We start from the raw sequence: 22,225 nt of genomic DNA on the forward strand, positions 1-22,225 counted from the left end.
TTGCTCATGACCCAGCTTCCTCTGCGGGCCCAGCTCGCCAGTGCCCTGGGCCGCAGCGCCGCCACGCTGTCCAGGATGACCGGGCGTGGCGACGGCTCGGTGATCGGCGGTCGGGTCGGCCTGCTGCTCGAGCCTGACCTTCTGCGCAAGCTGGCCCGCGACCGCAAGCTGGCCCTGGTCAGTGCGACCAACGGCAAGACCACCACCACGAGGCTGATCACCTCGGCGCTGCTGGAGCTCGGCGAGGTGGCCACGAACGCGTTCGGCGCCAACATGCCCGCCGGCCACGTCTCCGCGCTCTCCCAGCACAAGCGCGCCCCCTACGGCGTGCTGGAGGTGGACGAGAAGTATCTGCCCGAGGTGCTCGCCACGACCGGCGCCGGCGTCGTCTGCCTGATGAACCTCAGCCGCGACCAGATGGACCGCGCCGCCGAGATCTGGCTGCTGGCGCAGAAGTGGCGCAGGGCCCTGTCCGGCAAGCCCACCCATGTCATCGCCAACTGCGACGACCCGCTCGTCACCTGGGGCGCGTCCACGGCGGCCAAGGTCACCTGGGTCGCGGGCGGTCAGCGGTGGAAGGAGGACTCCTGGTGCTGCCCCGAGTGCGGCGGCCCGCTCGACCGCAAGGACGCCGACTGGGCGTGCCGGGAGTGCACCTTCCACCGGCCCGAGCCGCAGTGGGTGGTCGACGGTGATTCGGCGATCGACCCGCGCGGGCAGCGCTGGCTGCTCGACATCCAGCTCCCCGGCCAGGCCAACCGCTCCAACGCGGTGATGGCGCTGGCGGTGGCCGAGGCGTTCGGGCTGCCGGTGGACCGGGCGCTGCCCCGGCTGCGCGAGGTCACCTCGGTGGCGGGCCGCTACACCACCGTCGAGCGCGAGGGCCGGCACGCGCGGCTGCTGCTGGCGAAGAACCCGGCGGGCTGGCTGGAGGCGTTCGACGTCGCCGACCCGCAGCTGCCGATCATCCTCTCGGTCAACGCGCAGGGCCCCGACGGGCGCGACACCTCGTGGTTGTGGGACGTCGACTACCGCATCCTGCGCGGGCGCCCCGTGTTCGTCACCGGTGAGCGCCGCCTCGACCTGGCGCTCCGGCTCGACGTGGCCGACGTGCCGTTCACGCTGTGCGACACGTTCACGGAGGCGTTGGCCATGCAGCCGCCCGGGCGGGTGGACGTGATCGCCAACTACACCGCCTTCCAGCAGATCCGATCGGAGTTCGGCCGTGCCGTCTGACAGCGCCCTTCGCATCGTCTGGATCTACCCCGACCTGCTGAGCACGTACGGTGACCAGGGCAACGTGCTGGTCCTGGAGCAGCGGGCGCAGCGCAGGGGGATCGAGACGGAGACGATCCACGTACGCTCGGCCGACCCGGTCCCCGAGACCGGCGACATCTACCTGATCGGCGGCGGCGAGGACCGCCCGCAGATCCTGGCCGCCCAGCGCCTGCGCAGGGACGGCGGCCTGCACCGCGCCATCGCGCGCGGCGCGGCCATGCTGGCGGTGTGCGCCGGCTACCAGATCATGGGCAGCACGTTCGGCGGCGAGGAGGGCCAGCCCGTGGACGGCATCGGCCTGCTCGACATCTCCAGCGTCCGCGGCCCCGCGCGGGCGGTGGGCGAGCTGGTGGCCGAGGTGGACGCCGCGCTCAACCTGCCCACGCTGACCGGTTTCGAGAACCACATGGGCGTCACCCACCTGGGCCCCGGCGTCCGGCCGCTGTCGCGGACGGTCAAGGGCGTGGGCAACGGCGACGGGTTCGAGGGCTGCTACGCGGGGCACGTCGTGGGCACCTACCTGCACGGGCCGGCGCTGGCGCGCAACCCGGCGCTGGCCGACCTGCTGCTGTCGTGGCGGGTGGGCGAGCTGGCGCCGCTCGACGACTCCCGCTACGAGGCGCTGCGCCAGGAGCGCCTGACGACGGTGCTGCAACCGTGACGGCCGCTCCAGCCGCCCGGGCGGCTGGAGCGACCACTTCGGGGTAGGACGTCCGCCGTGGGATCCACGGTCACTGTCCCCCAGACCCGCACGATGAGCGGGGAGGAACTGTCCGCCGACGACGCGTGGGAGACGCTGCGCAAGTACGGCGGCTGGCACTTCGTGCGCGACTCGTTCACCAGGTTCCGGTACGGCGACGGCATGAGCCACTCGCGCGCCCTGGCGTTCCAGATCTGCCTGGCCATCATCCCCGGCGCCATCGCCGTCGTCGGCCTGAGCGCGGTCACCCACCAGGAGGAGCTGGGCAGGGTGCTGCGGCTCACGCTGAGCGCCCTGGCGCCCGGCGGCGGCGCGGAGGCCGTCGCGCAGGTGCTCGACGGCGGGAACGGCACCAGGGACGAGCTGGCGCTCTGGCTGGGCCTGGCCACCACGCTGGCCGCGCTCGCCTCCGCGATGGCGCAGTTCGAGCGGGGGGCGAACCGGATCTACGGCGTCGAGCGCGACCGGCCGTTCCACCGCAAGTACGCCAGGGCGGTCGTGCTGGCGCTGACCGCCGGGATCTGCATGATCACCGGCTTCACGGTCCTGGTGGGCGGCGGCGAGCTCGGCGACGCCCTGAGCGAGACCTTCGGCTGGGGCGCCGGAGCCCGCCAGGCCTACCCCTTCGTCCGCTGGCCGCTCGGCTTCCTGCTCGCGCTGGCCTCCACGGTGACGCTGTTCCGGGCCTCGCCCCGGCGCAGGCAGCCGGGTCACACGTGGCTGGCCGTGGGGGCGCTGGTGGCGCTCGGGTTATGGACGCTGTTCACGCTGGCCCTGGCCGCCTACACCGAGTACAACAGCTCGTTCGGCGACACGTACGGGCCGCTGACCGCCGTGATGGCGCTGCTGCTGTGGTCGTTCCTCAGCTCGATCGCGCTCTTCCTGGGCATGGCGTTCGCGGCGCAGCTGGAGGCGTGCCGCGCGGGCTGCGCCCAGCCCGCGCACCCCGATCCGGGGCCCACGGCGGAGGAGGAGCGCGAACCCCTGGCGGGGGAGGTCGGGTCGGCGATGATCGGCGCGGTGCGGGGCCTGCTGGGCGGGAAGCGCGGCAGCCGCTAGGGCCATCGCCGGGCGCCGGGCGATCAGCGGCGACGCCGCAGATCCTGCCGGGCCTCGCGACGCCTCAGGAGACCGGCCGGGCCCTGCCCGCCGGTCAGTAGACCAGGGCCTGCACGCCCTCGGCGGTCACTTCCTCGACGAACGCCGGCGCGCCCGCGATCCGCACCCCCTCGATGAGGTCGTCCACGGTGATGTTCCTGCGGGCGGCGCACTGCGTGCAGAGCGTCACCCGCCCGGCCGCCAGCACGGCGTCGAGCAGGTCGGGGAGCGGCGCGGCGTGCGGCAGGGTGAACTCCTTGGCCCGGCCGGGCAGCGCGAACCACGACGACTCGCCGGTCAGCCACAGGGAAACGGATACACCGCTCGCGAGCGCGGCGGCCGCGACCGTGAACGCCTGGTTGCAGCGCTCGGGAGCGTCGGCCCCCGCGGTCACCTTGATCACCAGTGAACGTGCCATATCCGTCACCCTAGCCCCGGAGGAGCCCGTACGGGCGTGGCGCGCCACTACGCTTGGGGAGCATGGAAGAACCTGAGGTGCACCCCGACCTGGAGCCGATCGCGTTCCTGCTGGGGCGGTGGGAAGGCGCCGGCGTGGGCGGCTACCCGACGATCGAGAGCTTCAACTTCGGCCAGGAGATCGAGTTCGGGCACAACGGCAAACCGTTCCTGACGTACGTGAGCCGCACCTGGCTGCTCGACGAGGCCGGGAACCGGGTCAGGCCGCTGGCCACGGAGTCCGGTTACTGGCGGCCCCAGCCCGACCGGCAGGTCGAGGTCGTGCTCTCGCATCCCACCGGGATCGTCGAGATCTACATCGGCGAGGTCGTCTTCCACAAGATCGAGCTGCGTACGGACGTGGTGGCACGCACCGCCTCGGCCAAGGAGTACACCGCGGGCCATCGCCTGTACGGCCTGGTCAACGGCAACCTCATGTGGGCCTACGAGATGGCGGCCGTCGGTCACCCGCTCACCGACCACATGTCGGCAGAGCTGAAGAAGGTGGCCTGATCCCATGAGCACGCCGTTCACCGCTGACGCCGTCGAGGCGATCAAGCGGCACATGAATGACGACCACGCCGACGACGGGCTGATCATCGTGCGGGGGCTCGGCGGGCGGCCCGCGGCCAAGACGGCGCTGACCAGCGACGTCGACGCCGAGGCGATCACGTTCACGATCGACGGCGGGGAGCGGGTGCGCGTGCCCTGGGGCGAGACGCTCACCGAGCGGGCCCAGGTGCGCAAGGCAGTGGTGCGGCTCTACCGCGAGGCGTGCGAGAAGCTCGGCCTCCAGGCCCGCGGCGAGCACTGAAACTGAAGAAGGGCCCCAGGCAACACTCCGCCGTGGCGGCGGGCCGGATGGACCATGGTCGGGATCGATGTCCCGCCCTCCGGCTGCCAGGGGCCCCGGTGGTTGCCTCGTATTCGCGTCACGTCACGAGACAACAGTCCGCGAGGTCAGCGGACAACCACCTCGCTAGCCCGACTATGACTAACCATTATTCGGACCACCTCCTTTCCGCGTACCCAAGAAGCTATGCGCTCCGCCGCGAAAGGGGCAAGTGAATATCGTCGGGTCGTAGTATCGAAGGCATGACCGAGACGCAGTGGCATGAGGAACTCCGCGCCAAGGGCTACCGGGTCACTCCCCAGCGCCAGCTCGTGCTGGAGGCGGTCAAGGAGCTGGAGCACGCCACGCCGGAGGAGATCTGCGTCAAGGTCCGCCAGACGGCGCGCGGGGTGAACATCTCCACCGTCTACCGCACGCTGGAGCTGCTCGAAGAGCTCGGCATGGTCACCCACACCCACCTCGGGCACGGCGCCCCCACCTACCACCTGGCGGCCGAGGCCGACCATGTGCACCTGGTGTGCCGGGGCTGCGACGAGGTGTTCGAGGTGCGGCCCGAGCTGGCCGAGGGGCTGGTCAAGGGCCTGGACGAGGAGCTGGGCTTCGTCGCGGACGTCCACCACCTGACCGTCTTCGGCCGCTGCCGCAACTGCCGCTGACCCCCCGCGGCGGACAGCCGCCGTCGGCGGTGCGGATAGCCTGGAAGGCATGCGTAGCCCTCTGCTCGACCTCCCCGGCGCCGTCCCGGCGGACGCCCCTGACTCCGACGTAGCCGCGCACTACGGCGACCTGTTCGCCGAGCAGCGCGCACTGGTCAAGGGAGAAGCGGTCGTCGACCGCAGCAACCGCGAGGTGATCCGCATCACCGGCGCGGACCGGCTGAAATGGCTCAACGACCTCACCTCGCAGAAGCTCGACACGCTCCAGCCGGGCGAGTGGACGCAGACGCTCGACCTCGACCTGCAGGGCCGCGTCCAGCACCACCTCACGCTGACCGACGACGGGCAGAGCATCCTGGCCCACGTCGAGCCGGGCACCGCGCAGAGCCTGATCGGCTACCTCGACCGCATGCGGTTCATGCTGCGGGTCGAGGTGTCGCCGGCCGACGACCTCGCCGTGCTGTCCACGGCCACTGAAGACTTCCTGGTGCCGCGCGCCGAGCTCGCCGACCACCTGGGCAAGCCGCTGGCGGGGCTGTGGGCGTACGAGGCCCTGCGCATCGAGGCGCACCGGCCCCGGCTGGGCTTCGAGACCGACCACAAGACGATCCCGCACGAGGTGGGCTGGATCGGCGGGGCGGTGCACCTCAGCAAGGGCTGCTACCGCGGGCAGGAGACGGTGGCCCGGGTGCACAACCTGGGGCACCCGCCGCGGCGCCTGGTGTTCCTGCACCTGGACGGGAGCGTCGACACGCTGCCCGCGCACGGCGCTCCCGTGATCTTCGAGAGCCAGGAGGTGGGCGTCGTCGGCTCGGCCGCCCGCCACCACGAGCTGGGCCCGATCGCCCTGGCGGTGGTCAAGCGCACGGTGCCGGTGGACGCTCCGCTGCTCGCGGGCGGGGTGGCCGCCGCCCAGGAGGTCGTCGTCCCACCGGACGCCGGCCGCAACGTCACCATCGACCCGTCCCTCCGCCGCCGCATCCGCTAACCCACCACGCGGCACCTGCCGACTGTGCGGCGCCGGCCGACCGCGCGATCCCTGCGTGCCGCGCGGCGCCCGCCCAGCGCGGCGCCCGCGCATCGGGCGGGACGGCATCGGTGCTGCACTGGGCGAGCTGCGGCATGCGGAGCGCCGCAAGCGGCGCCGGGTCGGCGGGACGGTGTGCCGTGGTGTTCGTCGCAACGCGCACGGCGCTCAGGGCGGGCACGGCCCCCCACACCCGCACCGCCCAGGCCGGCCCCGGGGTCACATGTCCAGGACGAGGGTGATCGGGCCGTCGTTGACCAGCGCCACCTTCATGTCAGCGCCGAACACCCCGGTCTCCACCCGCGCCCCCAACGCCCGCAACTCCGCCACCACCGCATCCACCAGCGGCTCCGCGACGGGCCCAGGGGCGGCGGCCTGCCAGGTGGGGCGGCGGCCCTTGCGCGCGTCGCCGTACAGGGTGAACTGGCTGATCACCAGGAGCGGCGCCGACACGTCCGAGCAGGACTTCTCGCCGTGCAGGATGCGCAGCCCCCACAGCTTGGCGGCGAGCTTGGCGGCCTCGGCGCGCGTATCCGTGTGCGTGACCCCCACCAGGACAAGCAGGCCGGGCTCGCTGATCGCCCCGACCACGCGCCCCTCGACCTCGACCGACGCCGAACTGACTCTCTGTACGACTGCTCGCATGGCATCCCATTCTGGACCAGGACCAAACCCTTCATACACTCATGTCGAAAGGGGAACGTGAAATGTCGTTGATTGTGGAAGTCGTCCGGTCCGGGTTCGTGGAGTCCACGCATCAGGCTCGCATGCTGACCGTGGACGCGGCAGGCCGCCCGGTCGAGACCAGGGGCGCGGTGCACGTGCCGGCCTCGCCACGGTCGTCGATGAAGCCGCTGCAGGCGCTGGGCATGCTCCGCAGCGGCCTGCGCCTGGAGAACGAGCTGCTCGCGCTGGCCTGCGCCTCGCACTCCGGCGAGCCCTTCCACGTGGACGGCGTCAGGAAGATCCTGGCGGGAGCCGGTCTGGACGAGTCGGCGTTGCAGTGCCCCGAGGACTACCCGTTCGACCGCGCGGCCACCGAGCGCGGGCGCGTCTACATGAACTGCTCGGGCAAGCACTCCGCCATGCTGGCCACCTGCGTGGCGAACGACTGGCCGCTGAGCACGTACCTGGAGCCGGCGCATCCGCTGCAGCGGGCGATCCGCGAGACGGTGGAGGAGCTGACCGGGGAGCGGGTGGCGGCCTCCGGGGTGGACGGGTGCGGGGCGCCGCTGTTCTTCGTGTCGATGCTGGGCGTGACCAAGGCGTTCCGGGCGTTCCCGATGTCGTCGGAGGACTCGTACGAGCGCAAGATCTTCGACGCCATGCGCACCTACCCCGAGTGGACCTCCGGCACCGACAGGGCCGAGGCCAAGCTGATGCGGGCGGTGCCCGGGCTGATGCTGAAGGCGGGGGCGGAGGCCTTCGACGCGTTCGTGTTCGAGGACGGGCGCGCCGGCACCGTCAAGATCGAGGACGGTGGCGCGCGCGCCCGCGTGCCCGTCACCGTGGCGGCGCTGCGCTCGCTGGGCCTGGACGCGCCCGAGCTGGCCGAGCTCGCCGCCGGCACAGTGCTGGGCGGCGGGCGGCCCGTCGGCGAGCTCCGGCTGCGCTGAGGGCCCCGCCTGGCCGGCGACCCGCCGCTGCGCCCAAGGCCCCGCCCGCCTGGTCGGCGAGCTCCGGCTGCGCGTGAGGCGGCTACTCCGCCGCGTCCGGGTCGGCGGGTACGCGGTCGGCGAGGCGTTCGTAGCGCTGCCTGGCGGCCTGCGGGGTGCCGAGGCCGAGCCCGAAGGCGATGTCCTGCCAGGTCATGTTCCGCCCGCGGGCGAGCTGGAGCAGCGTGGCTTCGAGCGCGTCCAGCTCCCCGCGGACCAGCGGGACGAGGCTCAGCGCGGCGGTGATGTCGGCGTGGTCCACCGCCTCCTCGCCGTCGTCCAGCCGCGCGGCCCCGCTGAGCAGGAACGTGACGAGCCTGACCGCCTCGTGCGGCGCGAGGGCCGACGGGTGGACCTGCCGCTGGCGCTGCTCGTCGGTGGCCGCGTGCCGCTCGGCGATGCGGTGCAGGGACGCGTACACGCGCTGCGCTCGCGCCTGCTCGGGCTGCGGGGGGTTGAAGAGGTCGGCTTCGGAAGACATGAGATCACCATGGGGCACGGACGCACCTGATGTCAACAATTTGTTTTAAACAAGTTGTTCACTTCCCTGACGCCGGTGTCAAGCTTCTAGCCTGGTCGGGCGTCCCGCCGCGCCGACCGAGGAAGCAGCAGATGAAATTCGGAATCAGTTACAGCACGCCGCATCACGGCGTGGATCCTGACAAACTCGCCGCGTTCGCCCGGCTGGCCGAGGAGTGCGGGTTCGAGTCGTTGTACGTCCCCGAGCACATCGTGCTGTACCCGGGTGCCGCCATCGGGCCCTTCGAGCTGCCGCCGACGCTGCCGTACGCCGACCCGCTCGACGCCCTCACCTTCGTCGCCGCCCACACCGAGCGGATCCTGCTCGGCACCGGCGTGCTGCTGCTCCCGTACCACCACCCGGTGACCCTCGCCAAGCGGCTGGCCACCATCGACGTGCTGTCCAAGGGCAGGATGCGGCTGCTCACCGTGGGCCTCGGCGCCCTGCCGGGGGAGGCCAGGGCGATGGGGGTGGACTTCGCCGGCCGGGGCCGCCGCGCCGACGAGGCGATCGACGCGCTGCGGCTGCTGTGGGCGGGCGGCGCGGAGGGCGTCAGCTTCGCCGGGGAGTTCTTCGACCTGGACCGCCTCTGCAGCTATCCCAAGCCGCACGCGGCCACCACGCTGCCGATCCACGTCGGCGGGTCGAGCCGGGCGGCCGCGCGCCGGGCGGGCCTGCGTGGCGACGGCTTCTACCCCGGCGGCAGGCTGCGCGCCGAGGAACTGGCCGAGCTGTGGGAACTCGCGCGCACCACCGCCGCCGAGGCGGGCCGCGACCCGGACGCGCTGGAGTACACCCGCTTCGGGGCGATCGACATGCCCGCCGGCCGCGCCGAGGAGCTCGCCGCGCAGGGGGTGACCCGCCTCGTCGTCAGCCCCTCGACCACGGAACCGGACGAGCAGCGCGCGGAGCTGTCGGCGTTCGCCGAACGGTTCTCCCTCTGAACGATCCCTACAGGGAGCGGAACTGGCGGGTGGCGGAGATGGCGCCGGACGTCGTCTGGGTGAACGTACGCATCGAGCCGGCGAACTTCGACAGGTCCCACTCCGCGGGCCCGTGGTACCAGTACAGGTTGTCGGCCTGGTGCCCGTTGCCCGTGACGGAGGCCACCACCCGCGACCAGTGCTCCACCCCGTCGAAGATCACCGCGTACGGCAGGTAGCGGGAGAACAGCTCCACCCGGTGCTGCTCGGGCACGTCCCCCAGCTCGCCGGAGAACAGGTACTGGCGGAAGCCCATCGTGTGCGCCAGCGCCGCCGACCCCTTGGCGGTCTTGGCCGGCATGTACTGGCCGCCGACGGCCAGCGCGCCGCCCGCGATGACCAGGGCCAGGCCGAGCAGCCCGTACGTGGTGAACCAGGCCAGCGCCACCGTGGCCAGCAGCCCCACGCCGACGAGCACCACGCCGATCATGGTCCACCTGGTGCGCTCGGTGTCGGGGCGGCGGGCGAACCAGCCCTGCCGGACCACGTCGGCGTAGAGCGCGTCGCGCACCTTGCCGAGGTTGGCGGCGAACGAGCCGGACAGCTGCGACAGCAGCACCGCGTCGCGCCCGTCGAAGATGGCCTGGTAGAGCGCCAGCTCGTACGGCAGCAGCGCGTTCATCGGCGCGTTCGGCAGCCTGACCAGCATCCAGTCGGGCGCGTCGTACACCTGCCTGGGCTGCTCGTCGATGCGCAGGTAGCCGCGGACGGCGAGGTCGACGATGGTGGCGGTGACGTCGACCACGTCGGCCTGCTCGTCCACGAGCGTGCCGATCTGGCCGGGGCGCACCCCGTCGGGCGGGGTGAAGTGGCCGTTCTGCACCGGATCGACCTTGCCGCTCTCGTGGCCGGCGACCCGCGCGTCGCGGCCGCGCGTCCAGTAGAGCAGGGCGACGCCGCCGAGCATCAGGACCAGCAGCCCGGCCAGAGCGCCGCCGGTGACGGTGTCGAGCGTGAACGCGGCCGACAGGGAGAAGCGCTTGTCCAGGATGGGCTTGCCGTTGCTGGAGCCCTTGGGGTATCCGACGATGACGGTGAGGGCCTGGTCGGGAGCGATGTTCTCCTGCTCGAAGTCGGCCTGCGTGGCGGCGTGGTCCATGGAGGCCGAGGTGCAGCCGATGGCCGAGGTGAGGGCGCCGGCGAAGCAGGACAGGTTCTGGACCTGCCCGGGGCCGGTCACTTTGACCGTGGCCTTGGCGACCGGCTGGTTCCAGCCGTTCACGGCGAACCAGCGCAGCTCCTCGATGCCGCCCGAGGGCGTCACCGCCCCCTTGACGTCGTACTCGACGGTCTGACCCGTCACGGTGAGCACGTCGCCCGCGAGGGTGCCGCCCTTGACGTTCGAGATCCGGTACAGGCGGTCGTTGCTGTCGTCGTACCGCGTCCGGGTGATGAACGTGCGCTTGAGCTGCCCCGACGCGCCGCTGATCTTCTCGACCACGTGCAGGGTGCCGTCCTTGCCGAGGGTCATCGTGACCTCGTCCGTCATCCCGGCCTCCGCTGCGAGGGCGGCGGGGGTTGCGGACAACGTCAGAGCGGTGGCCGCCAGGGCGGCCATCGTGAGTCTGATACCCATGGCGGCAAATCGTATCGGTTCGTACCTGCTCAGGTCAGAACGATGTTGCCGGCCGCCCGCTGGACGCTCTCCGGGGCGGCGCCCTGGCCGGGGTTCTCGTGGGCGAGCGCCTGGTTCGCGGCGACGAACGGGCGCATGCGCTCCTCGTACCTCTCGAAGGCGTCCGCGCCGCCGGCGCCGAGCTCCTCCGCGAGCACGTACGCGCCCACCAGCGCCAGGCTCGTGCCCTGCCCGGACAGCGGCGAGGCGCAGTACCCGGCGTCGCCCACCAGCGCGACCCGCCCCTTGGTGAAGCGCTCCATCCTCACCTGGGCCATGGAGTCGAAGTAGAAGTCGTCGGCCTTCCACATGGCCTCCAGCAGCCTGGGCGCCTCCCAGACCGCCGAGCAGTGCTCCTGGATGAGTCGCTTCTGCTGGTCGAGGTCGCGGTAGTCGTAGTCGATCACGCCGGACCTGAAGCCGAGGTTGACCCGCATCTCGGCAGGGTCGCGGTCGCTGAACAGCGCGCCGCCCGCCTCGCCCGCGTTGAACCAGGTCTGCCAGTGGTCGAGGCCGAGGAAGTTGCCTGCGGTGTAGATGGAGACGTAGGTGCCGAGGTGGTGCAGGAACTGCTGCTCGGGGCCGAAGGCGAGCCTGCGCACGTTGGAGTGCAGGCCGTCGGCGCCGATGATGTGGTCGTAGCGGTCGCGCCACCCGCCCTCGAACGTCACCTCGCCGTCCTGGCCCAGCGTGGCGATCGAGTCGCCGTAGACGTAGCGGGCGGTCGTCGAGGCGTCCAGGAGGATGTTGTTCAGGTCGTCCCGCATGATCTCGATGTCCGGGCTGTCGAACCGGCCGCCGCTGAGCGTCTCCTCCTCGCTGCGCATGATCTCGTTGCCGTCGCCGTCCACCATGTTCATGCCGCGCATGGTCGTCCGCAGCGCGCGGATCGGCTCCAGCACCCCCATCCGCTCGACCACGGTCAGCGCCGCGCCCCTGATGTCCACCGCCTGGCCGCCCTTGCGGGGCGCGGGCGCCCGCTCGACCACTGTCACGTCGAACCCGTGCCGCCCCAGCCAGTACGCCAGGACGGGGCCGCCGATGCTCGCGCCGGAGACGAGAACCTTCTTCATGACTGCGCTCCCTGTGTGTTGACTTTGTACGCAGCACTGAATGTACGTAGTACATACAGCAGGTCGCAAGGGTATAGTGGCAGAATCTGTACTAGTACAGGAGGACGGATGAGCCCCACGCCCCACGCCCGCATCGCGGCCGACATCAAGCAGCGCATCGCCGACGGCCGGCTCCGCCCGGGCGAGCGCGTGCCCTCCACCAGGCAACTCGCCAGAGACTGGAACGTCGCCCTGGCCACCGCCGCCAAGGCGCTGACGCTGCTGGCGCGCGAGGGCGTGGTGGTGGCCGAGCCGCGCGTGGGCACGGTGGTGGCCGAGCGGCCCGGCACCCCGGCCAGGCCCCGGCCGGGCGTGACGGCCGAGCACGAGCTGACGCGGCGGCGCATCGTACGGGCGGCCATCGAGATCGCCGACGCGGAAGGGCTTTCAGAGCTGACGATGCGAGCCGTGGCGGGCCGGCTCGGAGCGGCCACCATGTCCCTCTACCGGCACGTGGGCGGCAAGGACGACCTGGTCATGCTCATGGTGGACGCGGCGTTCGCCGGCTTCCCGCTGCCGGCGGAGCGCCCCGAGGGCTGGCGGGGACGGCTGGAGGCCTCGGCGCGCGTGCAGTGGGCCGCCTACCGGGCGCATCCGTGGATGGCCGGGGCCACGCCGCTGACCCGCCCGGTGCCCTCGCAGGCGCTGCTCCAGCACTCGGAGTTCGTCATGGAGGTGCTGCAGGAGACCGGGCTCGACGCGGCGACCCGGATGTACGTGACGATCCTCATCTACAGCTTCGTGCAGGGGATCGCCGCCCACATCGAGCTGGAGCAGCGCGCCAGGGCGGACACGGGGATCACCGACGAGGAGTGGATGACCGGGCAGGAGGAGTTCCTGAGCGGCATCAAGGCGGCCAACCCGGCCTTCTCGCGGCTGCTCGACGAGCTGGGCGACTTCGACCTCGACCTCGACCGGCTCTTCGAGTTCGGGCTCCGGTCGCTGCTCGACGGGCTGACGAGGCTGGTCGAGCCCCGCTAGTCGGAGATCTGGATGCGCAGGCGGCGGAAGCCGCGGCCCTTGCTCTCGATCTTGGCGACCTTGATCCGCCCGATCTGCTTGGTGGAGGCCACGTGGGTGCCGCCGTCGGCCTGGGTGTCCAGGCCGACGATGTCGACGATGCGCACGTCCTGGACGGTCTCGGGCACCAGGTTCGTGGCCGTGCGGATGATGCCGGGGATGGTGAACGCCTCGGCCCTGGGCAGCACCCGCACGTCGATGCGCCGGTCGGCGAGGATCTCGGCGTTGCAGGCGTCCTCCACGGCCTCCTTGAAGCCGGGAGGCACCTCGGGCAGGTCGAAGTCCATGCGGGCGCTGAGCTCGTCCATGTTGCCGCCGGTGACCAGGCAGCCGTAGTCGCGGAAGACCACCCCGCACAGCACGTGCAGGCCGGAGTGCGTGCGCATGAGGGCCGAACGCCGCTCGTCGGCCACCGCGGCCCTGACCACGGTGCCGGCCGGCGGGATCGGGTCGCCCTCGGCCGGGATCAGGTAGAGGTCGTCGCCCTTGCGCGCCCCCACGATGCGGGTCTCCACGCCCTGCCAGATCAGAACGCCGTGATCCGCCGGCTGGCCGCCTCCACCCGGATAGAATGCCGACCTGCTCAGCACGATCCCCTCTGGCGTGGCGTCCAGGACGACGGCTTCGAAGTCGCGCAGGCTCTGGTCGGACAGTTCCAGTCTTTCGGTGCGCCCGTGGAGATCGGTGCTCATATCGGCAGCCTAGTGCCCTGGGGTGGTCATGCGTGGCCTGATGAGACGCGTCGCGGTGCTCGTCGCGGTGCTGGGGCTGCCCTCGTGCGCGTCCGCGGCGAAACCGGCGCCCGCCGAGCAGCAGGCGCCGGTGATGATGTTCGTGGGCGACAGCTTCACGGTCGGATCAGGCCCGGTGCCGCCCTGGCAGACGTACGCCTCGCAGACCGCCCGCCTGCTGGGCTGGCAGCCGATCATCGCGGGCGCGGGCGGCACCGGCTTCTGCAACGAGGGGCGGGCGGGCCGCACGTTCCAGCGCTCGTTCGAGGTGGAGCTGGCCTGGCGCCCCGCCCCCGACCTGCTGGTCATCTCGGGCGGCCACAACGACCGGCGCTGGAGCCCGGAGCGGGTGCGCGGGGCCGTCGCGAGCCTGCTGGCCGAGGTGCGCGCGCACTGGCCCGAGACCAGGACGGTGGTGGTCGGGCCCATCTGGATGGGGGAGCCGCCGAAGAAGGCGTACGGGGTGCGCGACGCCGTGGCGGAGGCGGCCAGGGCCGGGAAGGTGTCGTTCCTCGACCCGATGCGCAGGAGCTGGCCCAAGGAGGCGGTCCTGCCCGACGGGGTGCATCCCACGCTCGCCGGGCACGAGGGCCTGGCCGCCTGGCTGGCGGCCGAGCTGACCTGATCTACCAGGGGCCGTACGGCCCGTTGTTGCCGCCCCGGCCGCCCATGCCCTTGACGGCGGGCTTGACGTCGACGATGTAGATCGTGGCCGCGATGACGGCCGCGATGGAGAACAGCCCGAGGCCGATGCCGATGAACTGGCCGCCGCCGACCATCATGAAGGCCTGGAAGTAACTCAACGCCCCGGCGGCCGAGAACAGCGTGGCCAGCCCGAGGATCAGCAGCCACAGGTTCTTCTGCAGTTTGCCCGCCGAGATGAACGCGTTGGCCGGCACTCGCAGCGCGTGCACGAGCGCGTAGACCGACATGCCCAGGATGGCCACGGCGAGCACCAGGAAGAGGAGGTTGAAGACCCCGTTGATCATGTCCATGTAGTCGTCTCCGCCCAACGCCGCGATGCAAACGGCTTCAGCCTAATAGGCACCCCCGACATGCGGGCACCCCCGAACGGAAAGGCCCGCCTCCCGGCGGGGAGACGGGCCTCGGGTCTGCGTCAGGCCTGGGCCTTGGCGGAACGGGTCTTCTTGACCGGCTCGACGGGCTCGGCGACGGCCGGCTCGGCGGCCTCCGACACCTCTTCGAGCTCCAGGGCGGCCGTGCCGCTCGCCTTGCTGACGACCTTGCGGCCGCGCGTGGCGAAGTCCTCGTAGGCCTCGGTGGCCTTGAGGGTGAGCTGGTCGGCGTACTCGCGGGCCTTGTCGGGCAGCTCGCGGGCGAAGCCCTCGGCCTTGTCGGCGTACTCGCGGGCCTTGACCGGCAGGTCCTTGGCGATCTCGGAGCGCCGCGACTGCAGCTTGGAGAGCTGCTCGGGCAGCTCGCGCAGCTTCTCGACGGCGAAGTCGCCGACGCCGGCGACGGCGTAGAACGGCTTGGACTCGGTGAGCTTCTTGACCTCGGTGGCCAGCGTCATGGGTTAACCTTCCTTGGTTTCCTGGGTGACGTTGCCGTTGCGTGAGGTCGCCGCAAAGGGCTCAAGTGCGGCGAGAAACTCCTCGGGCAGCGGCGCGTCGTCCGAATCGGAGTCATGCCGGGGGCGGGCATTCTGGGAGGTCTGCTCGTCCTCGGCGTGCTTCTCCTTGCGGAACGACTCGTAGATGTCGATCAGCACCTGGCGTTGCCGTTCGCTGAGGTGCGCGTCGGCCCTGATCGCGGTGATCACGTCGCTGGGCGGCTCGCGGTCCTCGATGAGGCCCGCCTGCACGTAGAGCGCCTGCGAGGAGATGCGCAGACCTTTGGCGATCTGGTTGAGGATCTCCGCGCTCGGCTTGCGCAGGCCGCGCTCGATCTGGCTCAGGTAGGGGTTGGAGACCCCGGCCGCCGCGGCGAGCTGGCGCAGCGAGATCTTCGCCTGCTGCCGCTGCTCGCGGATGTATTCACCGATCGAGCCGACTTTCGGTAGTGCCATGCTGACAAGTTTGCCCGGTGGTGCTTGCAATTGCAAACGGAGTGATTAACACCAGCAAGCATCAGAGCTGGATGACCCACAGGAAGGGCGCGGCGGTGATCAATGTCACAGACAGTGCGATGAAGCCGTAACGCACCGACGTGGCGAGCTCGGGAGCGGGCTTGATCAGGCGATCGACCCTGGCCATGACGTTCTGGACGTGCACGCCCAGCATGCCGTGGGGCGTCGGCATGGCGCCGGCGGTGCCGAACCTGAGCAGCGCCGTGGCCAGCCGGCGCGGCGAGCAGTAGCGACGGGCCCGGTCGTCGGCCGCCATCTCCACCAGCAGCTCGACCTGCGCCTGCGCGTCGGCCACCACCTTCGACCAGGGCAGCGCCCTGCGCAGCGCGGCGAACGGGAGCAGCACCAGGTCGTGGCGCTCGCGTACGTGGGCGGCCTCGTGCGCGAGCACGGCGGCCAGCTCGTCCTCCGACAGCAGCTTGAGCGCGCCCTCGCTGACCACGACCTGCGAGCGCAGCCCCGGCACGCAGTACGCGGCGGCGCTGGGGTGGGCCAGCACCCGCACGCCGGGCACGCCCGGGTCGTCGTGGGAGATCAGCGCCAGCAACATGCGGTGCCTGCGACGGGCCCGCAACGCCTGCACCCCCGCGGTGAGCAGCACCGCGACCAGCACGGCCAGCGCCGTGAGCCCCGCGATCAGGGCCAGCACGTGCAGCGCGTCCCACGCCTGCGCGGGCGTCTCGCCCCGCGCGAACGCGATCAGACCGGGCAGCACCCCGTCGTCGTACGGCTGGACGGCGAAGGCGAGCATCGCGCCCGTGGTGGCCAGGCCCCAGCACACGCCGAGGGACTGCCAGAGAATGATGGCCAGCCGGGGGGCGCGCGAGGTCCACCGGGCCGTGGTGAAACGCCAGGAGCCAACCGCGCACGCCGTGGCGAGCGCTGCCAGCGCCGCTGCCGTGATCACTCTTCCTCCAGCTCCGTAAGGGCTCTGCGCAGGATCTCCGCCTCCGTGCCCGACACGGCTTGGGCGAAGCGGGTCAGGGCGGCCGAGCGGTCGCCCGTCAGGTCCAACGCCTCCAGCATAAGCTCAGCGATGTACGCGTCGCGGCTTTCCGCCGGTTGGTACCGCCATGCCCGCCCGTCGCGGGTGCGATCGAGGAAGCCCTTGCGGGTGAGGCGGTCGAGAACGGTCATGACCGTGGTGGGGGCCAGGTCGCGGTCGGCAATCAGCCTGCCGACCTCGCGGGCGGTCAGCGCGTTGCTCTCCGCCCAGAGGATGTCCATGATGCTGCGTTCAAGCTCGCCAAGACCCTTCACGTCCTTCAGGGTAGCTCTACAAAGCGTCGAGCTGGCATTCGGGGCGGGAGACTTCTCCCTGTCGCCGCGCTGTCACCGTCCGATTCGCCAAGGCGCCCCGCGGGACCGGACAGGCCCGGATTTGGCACGGGCCACCCGTCGCTGCGACTCTGAGTGAGATGAAGCTCACACTGGTCCAAGGCGACATCACCGAGCAGCGGGTCGACGCCGTGGTCAACGCCGCCAACTCCTCCCTCCTGGGCGGCGGGGGCGTGGACGGCGCCATCCACCGCAAGGGCGGCCCCGAGATCCTGGCGGAGTGCAGGAAGCTGCGGGCCGGCCACTACGGCAGGGGCCTGCCGACCGGCCAGGCCGTGGCGACCACGGCCGGGCGGCTGCCCGCCCGGTGGGTCATCCACACGGTCGGCCCCGTCCACTCCGACTCGCAGGACCGGTCCGAGCTGCTGGCCTCCTGCTACCGGGAGTCGCTGCGGGTGGCCGACACGCTGGGCGCCTCCTCGGTGGCCTTCCCCGCGATCTCCACCGGCATCTACGGCTGGCCCATGGACGACGCCGCCCGGATCGCCCTGGAGGCGGTCCGGACGGCGGGCGCCCAGGTGGCGGACGTGCGGTTCGTGCTGTTCGACGCGGCCGCGTACGCCGCCTTCGAGGCGCGTCTCTAGGTCACGGCGCCCAGGGCGGCGCGACAGCCCACGTCACGTCCTGGTCGTAGCTCGCCGCCGCGTCGAAGGCGTGCGAGCCGCCCGGCACCGCGATGTGGACGGCCTCGGCGAAGTGCCTGACGGCGTGGCCGGCGATGTTGTACGAGGCCAGCGTCACCCCGCTGCCCCCGGCCCTGGGCGGCTGGGCGCAGAACGTGGCGTCCTGGTCGAACAGGGCCGTGCCGTCGCGCGCGTCCTTGCGTACCCGGAAGTCGGCGTGCCGCAGGTAGTGGCCGGGGAAGTTGCGCGACTCGAAGGAGTAGCAGCTCCCCTCCGCCAGCCCCCGCCGCACGTGGAACGTGGCGTCCTCCTTGAGGAGCTGCGGGCTGGCGGCGCTCACCACGTCGGTGCGCGCGAGCGAGTCCTGGTGCCGCAGGTACCGGTCGGTGAACCCCGGCGTGGTCACCCGCAGCGACTGGGCGGCCCCCACGGTCAGGCCGGCGCCGCTGCGCCACCAGGGCGTGCCCGGCAGCCAGGTGACGTCGGCGGCGAACGACGTGGCGGTGTCCCAGGCGTTGGGGCCGCCGCTGCGCGCGATGTAGACGGCCTCGTCGTAGTGGCGCAGGTAGGAGCCGGGCTGGTTGAGCGACTCCAGCGACACGCCGGTGCCCGCCTGCGCCGCGCGGGCGCAGAACGTGGCGTCCTGGTCGAACAGGGCCGTGCCGTCGCGCGCGTCCTTGCGTACCCGGGAGCCGGCGTGCCGCAGGTAGTGGCCGGGGAAGTTGCGCGACTCGAAGGAGAAGCACGTGGCGTCCGCCAGGCCGGGCCGGGCCCAGAAGGTGGCGTCCAGCTTCAGCGTGTCCGCGCCGGCGGCGGTGATCACGTCGGTGCGGGCCAGGCCGTCCTGGTGGCGCAGGAAGCGGTCGGTGTGGCCGGCGGTGGTGACGCGCAGCGAGACGAGGCCGCCGGCCGTCAGGCCGGTCGCGGATCGGATCACCGAGCGGTTGACGGTGCGTACGCGCTCCGCGTCCACCTTCAGCACCCGGCGGTCGTACGTCCACAGCCCGTTGACCTCGTTCTCGACGTCCGTGGGCTGCGTGTAGATGGACGCGGACAGGCCGTTGTCCCAGATGAGCGGCTTGAGCTGCTCGTTGACCGAGACGTAGCGGTCGGTCAGCGCCGTGGCGTTCGAGGCCATCTCGTACGCGAAGCCGGTGCCGGGCCACTGGTGGCCGGGGCTGAGCAGGCCGAGGCCGCCGAACTCGCCGAGCACGGCCACCCTGGTCGCGCTGGGCCGCTGCGGCGTGCCGGGGCCGACGTAGATGTGGTCGTCCACCACGTCGCCGTTGCCGCCGTCGAAGCCGCAGCAGTTGGAGCCGGAGTTGTTGTTGACCAGGCGGCTGGGGTCCCAGCTCTTGACCAGGTCGGCGATGCGGGCCGGGTCGTACTCGCCCCAGCCCTCGTTGAACGGCACCCACTGCACGATCGAGGTGATGCCGCGCAGGTGGTCCACCATGCGGCGCAGCTCGCTCTCGAAGTTGGTCCTGTCGGCCGCCGAGGGGCTGACGCCGGTGCGCATGGAGGGCATGTCCTGCCAGACCATGAGGCCGAGCCGGTCGGCCCAGTAGTACCAGCGGGCCGGCTCGATCTTGACGTGCTTGCGCACGGTGTTGAACCCCAGCGCCTTCTGCTGCTCCAGGTCGAAGCGCAGGGCGGCGTCGGTGGGGGCCGTGGAGATGCCGTCGGGCCAGTAGCCCTGGTCGAGGGTGCCGAGCTGGAAGACGAACCTGCCGTTCAGCGTCGGGCGCAGCACGCCGCCGACCATGGCCTTGCCCACCGACCTCATGCCGAAGTAGCCGGTCACGACGTCCCCGCCGCCGGTGCCGGTGAGCGTGACGCGCAGGTCGTACAGGAACGGGTCGTCGGGCGTCCACAGGCGGGCGTTCGGGACCGGCACCCGCAGGTGCGCGCCGATCGCGCCGGTGGCCGTGCCGACCACGTTCCCGCCGGTCAGGACCTCGGCCCTGACCTGCTGCCCCGACGCGCCCGTCGCCTGCACGACGAGGTCGAGCTGCCCGGCGGCGACGTCCGGGGTGGTGTCGAGGCGGGTGATGCTCGCGGCGTTGACCGGCTCCATCCACACGGTCTGCCAGATGCCGGAGTGCGCGGTGTAGAAGATGCCGCTGGGGGAGCGGCGCTGCTTGCCGATGGGGGCGCCTGTCGCGTCCACGGGGGCGTACACGCCGACGATGAGCTCGTTGGAGCCGGAGCGCAGGGCCGGGGTGATGTCGAAGCCGAACGGGTCGTAGCCGCCGGTGTGGGTGCCGACCGCGGTGCCGTTCACCCAGACCCTGGTCTCCCAGCTCACGGCGCCGAAGTTGAGCCGTACGCGCCGTCCCGGCCATCCGGCGGGCACGGTGAACGTCCTGCGGTACCACATGCGGTCCTCGTGCCGCTGGATCCGCGAGAGTCCCGACTCGATCGGGTACGGCACCAGCACCTGCTCGGCGAGGTTCTGGCCGGTCGGCGGGGTGGTGAGGGAGCCGGTCGCGGCGAACTGCCACAGGCCGTTGAGGTTCTGCCATTCGGAGCGTACGAGCTGGGGCCGTGGATACTCCGGCAGGGCGTTGCCCGGGGTGACCTCGGCGGTCCACGGGGTGGTGAGCGGGGGCGCGGCCAGCGCCTCCTGCACGGGTAAGGCGACGACTGCTCCTGAGAGGACCAGCACCGCGGTGAGGCGGCGGGCCCAGCCTGAGAATCTGCTCATCTCGGCTCCTTGACGAGGACCGTGCCTGACTTCCCCCGACAGGTTGCGACCGAACTTGAACGAGTTAGATCGCACTGTGACCATATACCGCAGGTCACCTGTGCGAAATAGACCATTTACCGGGGATCGACGGCGCCCCATGGAAGGGTCAGCTCACCCAGCCGCCACCGCGCGGGACCGCCCAGCGGCGGGTGCGCCGGCACCGGCCAGGACTCGGCGAGGACGCCGACGGCGGCCAGCCACCGCTGCCGCCGCCCATGTGCCCCGTAAGGCGCGCTGACCGCCCAGGCACGGTCGAAGTCGTTCAGGAACGCATGGATCCGCTCACCCGGCACGTTCCGGTGGATGAGCGTCTTCGGCAGCCGGTCGGCCAGGTCGGACGGCCGCTCGAAGGCGTCGAACCGGGCCGCGAACGTGATCGTCTCCGGCCCGTCGGGCGAGAGCCCCACCCACACGGCCCGCCGGCCGTTCTCGGAGCAGGTGCCCTCCACCAGGACGCCGTGCGGGGCCAGCTTGCCCGTCAGCACGTCCCAGTAGTGCCACGCCTCGTCCTCGCCGTACTGCCGCAGCACGTTGAACGCGCGGACCAGCGTCGGCGGGCGCGGGACGGGCAGCTCGAAGCCGCCCAGCCGGAAGGTCAGCCCCTCCCGCTCGTACGGCCTGGCCAGCGCCACCCTGGCCGGGTCGATCTCGACGCCCACCACGTCCACGCCGGGCGCCACCCGGCGCAACCGGGTGAACAGCTCCAGCGTCGTGGTGTGCGAGGCGCCGTACCCGAGGTCCACCACCAGCGGCCGCCCGCCGGGCGCGCCGCGCAGCAGCGGGCCGTGCACCGCCGCGATCCAGCGGTCGCAGCGCCGCAGCCGGTTGTGGCCGGTCGTGCCCCGGGTGATCGTCCCGACCGGCTTAGCCACTGACGCGGTGCACCTTGTGCTGCGCGGCCTGGGCCCGGGGGCGGATGACCATGCGGTCGACGTTCACGTGGGCCGGGCGGGTCACGCACCAGGCGATCGCGTCGGCGATGTCGTCCGCCGTGAGCGGGCCCGGCACGCCCTCGTACACGCGGGCCGCCGCCTCCTGGTCACCCCTGAAGCGGGTGACCGCGAACCCCTCCGTCTGCACCATCCCCGGCGCGATCTCGACGATCCGCACCGGCTGCCCGACCAGCTCCAGTCGGAGCGTCTCCGCCATGGTCCGCTGGGCGTGCTTGGCGGCGACGTAGCCGCCCCCGCCCTCGTAGGCGCCGTGCCCGGCCGTCGAGGTGAGCATCACCAGCACGCCGTCGCCCGACTCGACGAGTTCGGGGAGCAACGCCTGGGTCATGCGGAGGGAACCGAGCACGTTCACGTCGTACATGCGCTGCCAGTCGGTCAGCCGGGCGTCGGCCACCTGCTCCAGTCCGAACGCGCCGCCGGCGTTGTTGACCAGCACGTCACAGCGCTCCAGGCCGGCGGCCAGCGCGTCCACCGACTCCTGAGAGGTCACATCCAACGTCACGGGCCTGATCGAGGGCACCTCGGCGGCCAGCTTGTCGAGCCGGTCGCGGCGCCGCGCGCCCGCGACGACGTCGTATCCCTCGGCGGCGAGGCGCCGTGCGGTCGCCTCTCCGATCCCGCTGCTCGCACCGGTCACCACAGCCGTCTTCCGCATGCTTCACATCCTAGGAGGTGACCTCCCTACGCCTAGTTGTGACCGTCTGTCGGGAATGTCGAAAAATTCGGGATAGTTGTATTCCGTCTGGAGGTGGTGTCGAGTGAGGCGCTT

At 71.6% G+C, this 22,225-nt stretch carries 26 protein-coding genes; 12 read left to right on the forward strand and 14 right to left on the reverse strand.

Annotation, left to right across the window (positions count from 1 at the left end):
- Positions 1-6: 6 nt before the first annotated feature.
- From ACBJ32_RS54135 to ACBJ32_RS54145, 3 genes are read left to right on the forward strand one after another with little or no spacing between them, the layout of a single operon-like run.
- Positions 7-1,236, forward strand: coding sequence for a MurT ligase domain-containing protein (locus tag ACBJ32_RS54135; RefSeq protein WP_357891090.1), 1,230 nt, complete (start codon positions 7-9; stop codon positions 1,234-1,236).
- Complete coding sequence (locus ACBJ32_RS54140) at positions 1,226-1,939, forward strand: glutamine amidotransferase (RefSeq protein WP_357891087.1); 714 nt, start codon at positions 1,226-1,228, stop codon at positions 1,937-1,939. The genes ACBJ32_RS54135 and ACBJ32_RS54140 overlap by 11 nt, the downstream gene beginning before the upstream one ends.
- 57 nt (positions 1,940-1,996) lie before the next feature.
- Positions 1,997-3,037, forward strand: a complete 1,041-nt coding sequence (locus tag ACBJ32_RS54145) for a YihY/virulence factor BrkB family protein (RefSeq protein WP_375133531.1) — start codon at positions 1,997-1,999, stop codon at positions 3,035-3,037.
- Positions 3,038-3,131: 94 nt separating this feature from the next.
- On the opposite strand, the gene ACBJ32_RS54150 is transcribed toward ACBJ32_RS54145, so the two are convergent.
- Complete coding sequence (locus tag ACBJ32_RS54150; protein WP_357891081.1) at positions 3,132-3,494, reverse strand: DsrE family protein; 363 nt, start codon at positions 3,492-3,494, stop codon at positions 3,132-3,134.
- Positions 3,495-3,556: 62 nt separating this feature from the next.
- Between ACBJ32_RS54150 and ACBJ32_RS54155 the strand changes: the two genes are divergently transcribed.
- From ACBJ32_RS54155 to ACBJ32_RS54170, 4 genes are all read left to right on the forward strand, one after another.
- Positions 3,557-4,045: an FABP family protein gene (locus ACBJ32_RS54155; protein ID WP_347701491.1), complete on the forward strand. Its 489-nt coding sequence runs from the start codon at positions 3,557-3,559 to the stop codon at positions 4,043-4,045.
- Positions 4,046-4,049: 4 nt separating this feature from the next.
- Positions 4,050-4,346, forward strand: coding sequence for a DUF2470 domain-containing protein (locus tag ACBJ32_RS54160; protein ID WP_375133532.1), 297 nt, complete (start codon positions 4,050-4,052; stop codon positions 4,344-4,346).
- Between the two features lie 281 nt (positions 4,347-4,627).
- Positions 4,628-5,041: a Fur family transcriptional regulator gene (locus ACBJ32_RS54165; protein WP_185110434.1), complete on the forward strand. Its 414-nt coding sequence runs from the start codon at positions 4,628-4,630 to the stop codon at positions 5,039-5,041.
- A gap of 49 nt (positions 5,042-5,090) precedes the next feature.
- A complete protein-coding gene (locus tag ACBJ32_RS54170) occupies positions 5,091-6,029 on the forward strand; it encodes a YgfZ/GcvT domain-containing protein (RefSeq protein WP_375133533.1) in 939 nt (312 codons plus the stop codon).
- Between the two features lie 258 nt (positions 6,030-6,287).
- On the opposite strand, the gene dtd is transcribed toward ACBJ32_RS54170, so the two are convergent.
- Positions 6,288-6,713: a D-aminoacyl-tRNA deacylase gene (dtd, locus tag ACBJ32_RS54175; RefSeq protein ID WP_357891072.1), complete on the reverse strand. Its 426-nt coding sequence runs from the start codon at positions 6,711-6,713 to the stop codon at positions 6,288-6,290.
- Positions 6,714-6,775: 62 nt separating this feature from the next.
- Between dtd and ACBJ32_RS54180 the strand changes: the two genes are divergently transcribed.
- Positions 6,776-7,684 (forward strand): asparaginase, encoded by a 909-nt coding sequence (locus ACBJ32_RS54180; protein ID WP_357891069.1) that lies wholly within the window; start codon positions 6,776-6,778, stop codon positions 7,682-7,684.
- 82 nt (positions 7,685-7,766) lie between these two features.
- Here the strand turns inward: ACBJ32_RS54180 and ACBJ32_RS54185 are convergent, their stop codons facing one another.
- Positions 7,767-8,204, reverse strand: a complete 438-nt coding sequence (locus tag ACBJ32_RS54185) for a DNA-binding protein (protein ID WP_375133534.1) — start codon at positions 8,202-8,204, stop codon at positions 7,767-7,769.
- Between the two features lie 131 nt (positions 8,205-8,335).
- On the opposite strand from ACBJ32_RS54185, the gene ACBJ32_RS54190 reads away from it, so the two are divergent.
- A complete protein-coding gene (locus tag ACBJ32_RS54190; RefSeq protein ID WP_375133535.1) occupies positions 8,336-9,187 on the forward strand; it encodes a TIGR03619 family F420-dependent LLM class oxidoreductase in 852 nt (283 codons plus the stop codon).
- Between the two features lie 7 nt (positions 9,188-9,194).
- Here ACBJ32_RS54190 and ACBJ32_RS54195 read toward each other — a convergent pair whose 3' ends face one another.
- Positions 9,195-10,802 carry a DUF2207 domain-containing protein gene (locus tag ACBJ32_RS54195; protein ID WP_357891060.1) on the reverse strand — a complete coding sequence of 536 codons (1,608 nt, stop codon included), beginning with the start codon at positions 10,800-10,802 and terminating at the stop codon, positions 9,195-9,197.
- 29 nt (positions 10,803-10,831) lie between these two features.
- Entirely contained in the window at positions 10,832-11,914 is a 1,083-nt protein-coding gene (locus tag ACBJ32_RS54200; RefSeq protein ID WP_375133536.1) for an FAD-dependent monooxygenase, read from the reverse strand.
- A 108-nt stretch (positions 11,915-12,022) separates the two neighbouring features.
- Here ACBJ32_RS54200 and ACBJ32_RS54205 point away from each other — a divergent pair, with 108 nt between their 5' ends.
- Positions 12,023-12,934, forward strand: a complete 912-nt coding sequence (locus tag ACBJ32_RS54205) for a TetR/AcrR family transcriptional regulator C-terminal domain-containing protein (protein ID WP_375133537.1) — start codon at positions 12,023-12,025, stop codon at positions 12,932-12,934.
- On the opposite strand, the gene ACBJ32_RS54210 is transcribed toward ACBJ32_RS54205, so the two are convergent.
- Positions 12,931-13,665, reverse strand: coding sequence for an alanyl-tRNA editing protein (locus tag ACBJ32_RS54210; RefSeq protein WP_375133538.1), 735 nt, complete (start codon positions 13,663-13,665; stop codon positions 12,931-12,933). The genes ACBJ32_RS54205 and ACBJ32_RS54210 overlap by 4 nt on opposite strands.
- 40 nt (positions 13,666-13,705) lie before the next feature.
- Between ACBJ32_RS54210 and ACBJ32_RS54215 the strand changes: the two genes are divergently transcribed.
- The gene (locus tag ACBJ32_RS54215; RefSeq protein WP_357891048.1) at positions 13,706-14,329 is read left to right on the forward strand and encodes an SGNH/GDSL hydrolase family protein; all 624 of its coding nucleotides are present in this window, start codon (positions 13,706-13,708) and stop codon (positions 14,327-14,329) included.
- A gap of 1 nt (position 14,330) precedes the next feature.
- Here the strand turns inward: ACBJ32_RS54215 and ACBJ32_RS54220 are convergent, their stop codons facing one another.
- From ACBJ32_RS54220 to ACBJ32_RS54240, 5 genes are all read right to left on the reverse strand, one after another.
- The gene (locus ACBJ32_RS54220; RefSeq protein ID WP_357891046.1) at positions 14,331-14,699 is read right to left on the reverse strand and encodes a DUF2516 family protein; all 369 of its coding nucleotides are present in this window, start codon (positions 14,697-14,699) and stop codon (positions 14,331-14,333) included.
- Between the two features lie 122 nt (positions 14,700-14,821).
- Entirely contained in the window at positions 14,822-15,238 is a 417-nt protein-coding gene (locus ACBJ32_RS54225; RefSeq protein WP_357891043.1) for a hypothetical protein, read from the reverse strand.
- A gap of 3 nt (positions 15,239-15,241) precedes the next feature.
- Positions 15,242-15,769, reverse strand: coding sequence for a helix-turn-helix domain-containing protein (locus tag ACBJ32_RS54230; protein ID WP_375133539.1), 528 nt, complete (start codon positions 15,767-15,769; stop codon positions 15,242-15,244).
- A 25-nt stretch (positions 15,770-15,794) separates the two neighbouring features.
- Positions 15,795-16,700: a M56 family metallopeptidase gene (locus ACBJ32_RS54235; protein ID WP_357891037.1), complete on the reverse strand. Its 906-nt coding sequence runs from the start codon at positions 16,698-16,700 to the stop codon at positions 15,795-15,797.
- Positions 16,697-17,053, reverse strand: a complete 357-nt coding sequence (locus ACBJ32_RS54240; protein WP_375133540.1) for a BlaI/MecI/CopY family transcriptional regulator — start codon at positions 17,051-17,053, stop codon at positions 16,697-16,699. The genes ACBJ32_RS54235 and ACBJ32_RS54240 overlap by 4 nt, the downstream gene beginning before the upstream one ends.
- Before the next feature lie 158 nt (positions 17,054-17,211).
- On the opposite strand from ACBJ32_RS54240, the gene ACBJ32_RS54245 reads away from it, so the two are divergent.
- Positions 17,212-17,715 carry an O-acetyl-ADP-ribose deacetylase gene (locus ACBJ32_RS54245; protein ID WP_375133541.1) on the forward strand — a complete coding sequence of 168 codons (504 nt, stop codon included), beginning with the start codon at positions 17,212-17,214 and terminating at the stop codon, positions 17,713-17,715.
- Between the two features lies 1 nt (position 17,716).
- Here ACBJ32_RS54245 and ACBJ32_RS54250 read toward each other — a convergent pair whose 3' ends face one another.
- The 3 genes from ACBJ32_RS54250 to ACBJ32_RS54260 form a co-directional block, all read right to left on the reverse strand.
- Positions 17,717-20,461 (reverse strand): AbfB domain-containing protein, encoded by a 2,745-nt coding sequence (locus ACBJ32_RS54250; RefSeq protein WP_375133542.1) that lies wholly within the window; start codon positions 20,459-20,461, stop codon positions 17,717-17,719.
- Between the two features lie 116 nt (positions 20,462-20,577).
- Positions 20,578-21,375 (reverse strand): class I SAM-dependent methyltransferase, encoded by a 798-nt coding sequence (locus ACBJ32_RS54255; protein WP_375133543.1) that lies wholly within the window; start codon positions 21,373-21,375, stop codon positions 20,578-20,580.
- Positions 21,368-22,111 carry an SDR family NAD(P)-dependent oxidoreductase gene (locus tag ACBJ32_RS54260; protein WP_375133544.1) on the reverse strand — a complete coding sequence of 248 codons (744 nt, stop codon included), beginning with the start codon at positions 22,109-22,111 and terminating at the stop codon, positions 21,368-21,370. The genes ACBJ32_RS54255 and ACBJ32_RS54260 overlap by 8 nt, the downstream gene beginning before the upstream one ends.
- Between the last annotated feature and the right edge of the window lie 114 nt (positions 22,112-22,225).

It is taken from the genome of Nonomuraea sp. GTA35 (assembly GCF_041950525.1).
Classification (GTDB): domain Bacteria; phylum Actinomycetota; class Actinomycetes; order Streptosporangiales; family Streptosporangiaceae; genus Nonomuraea.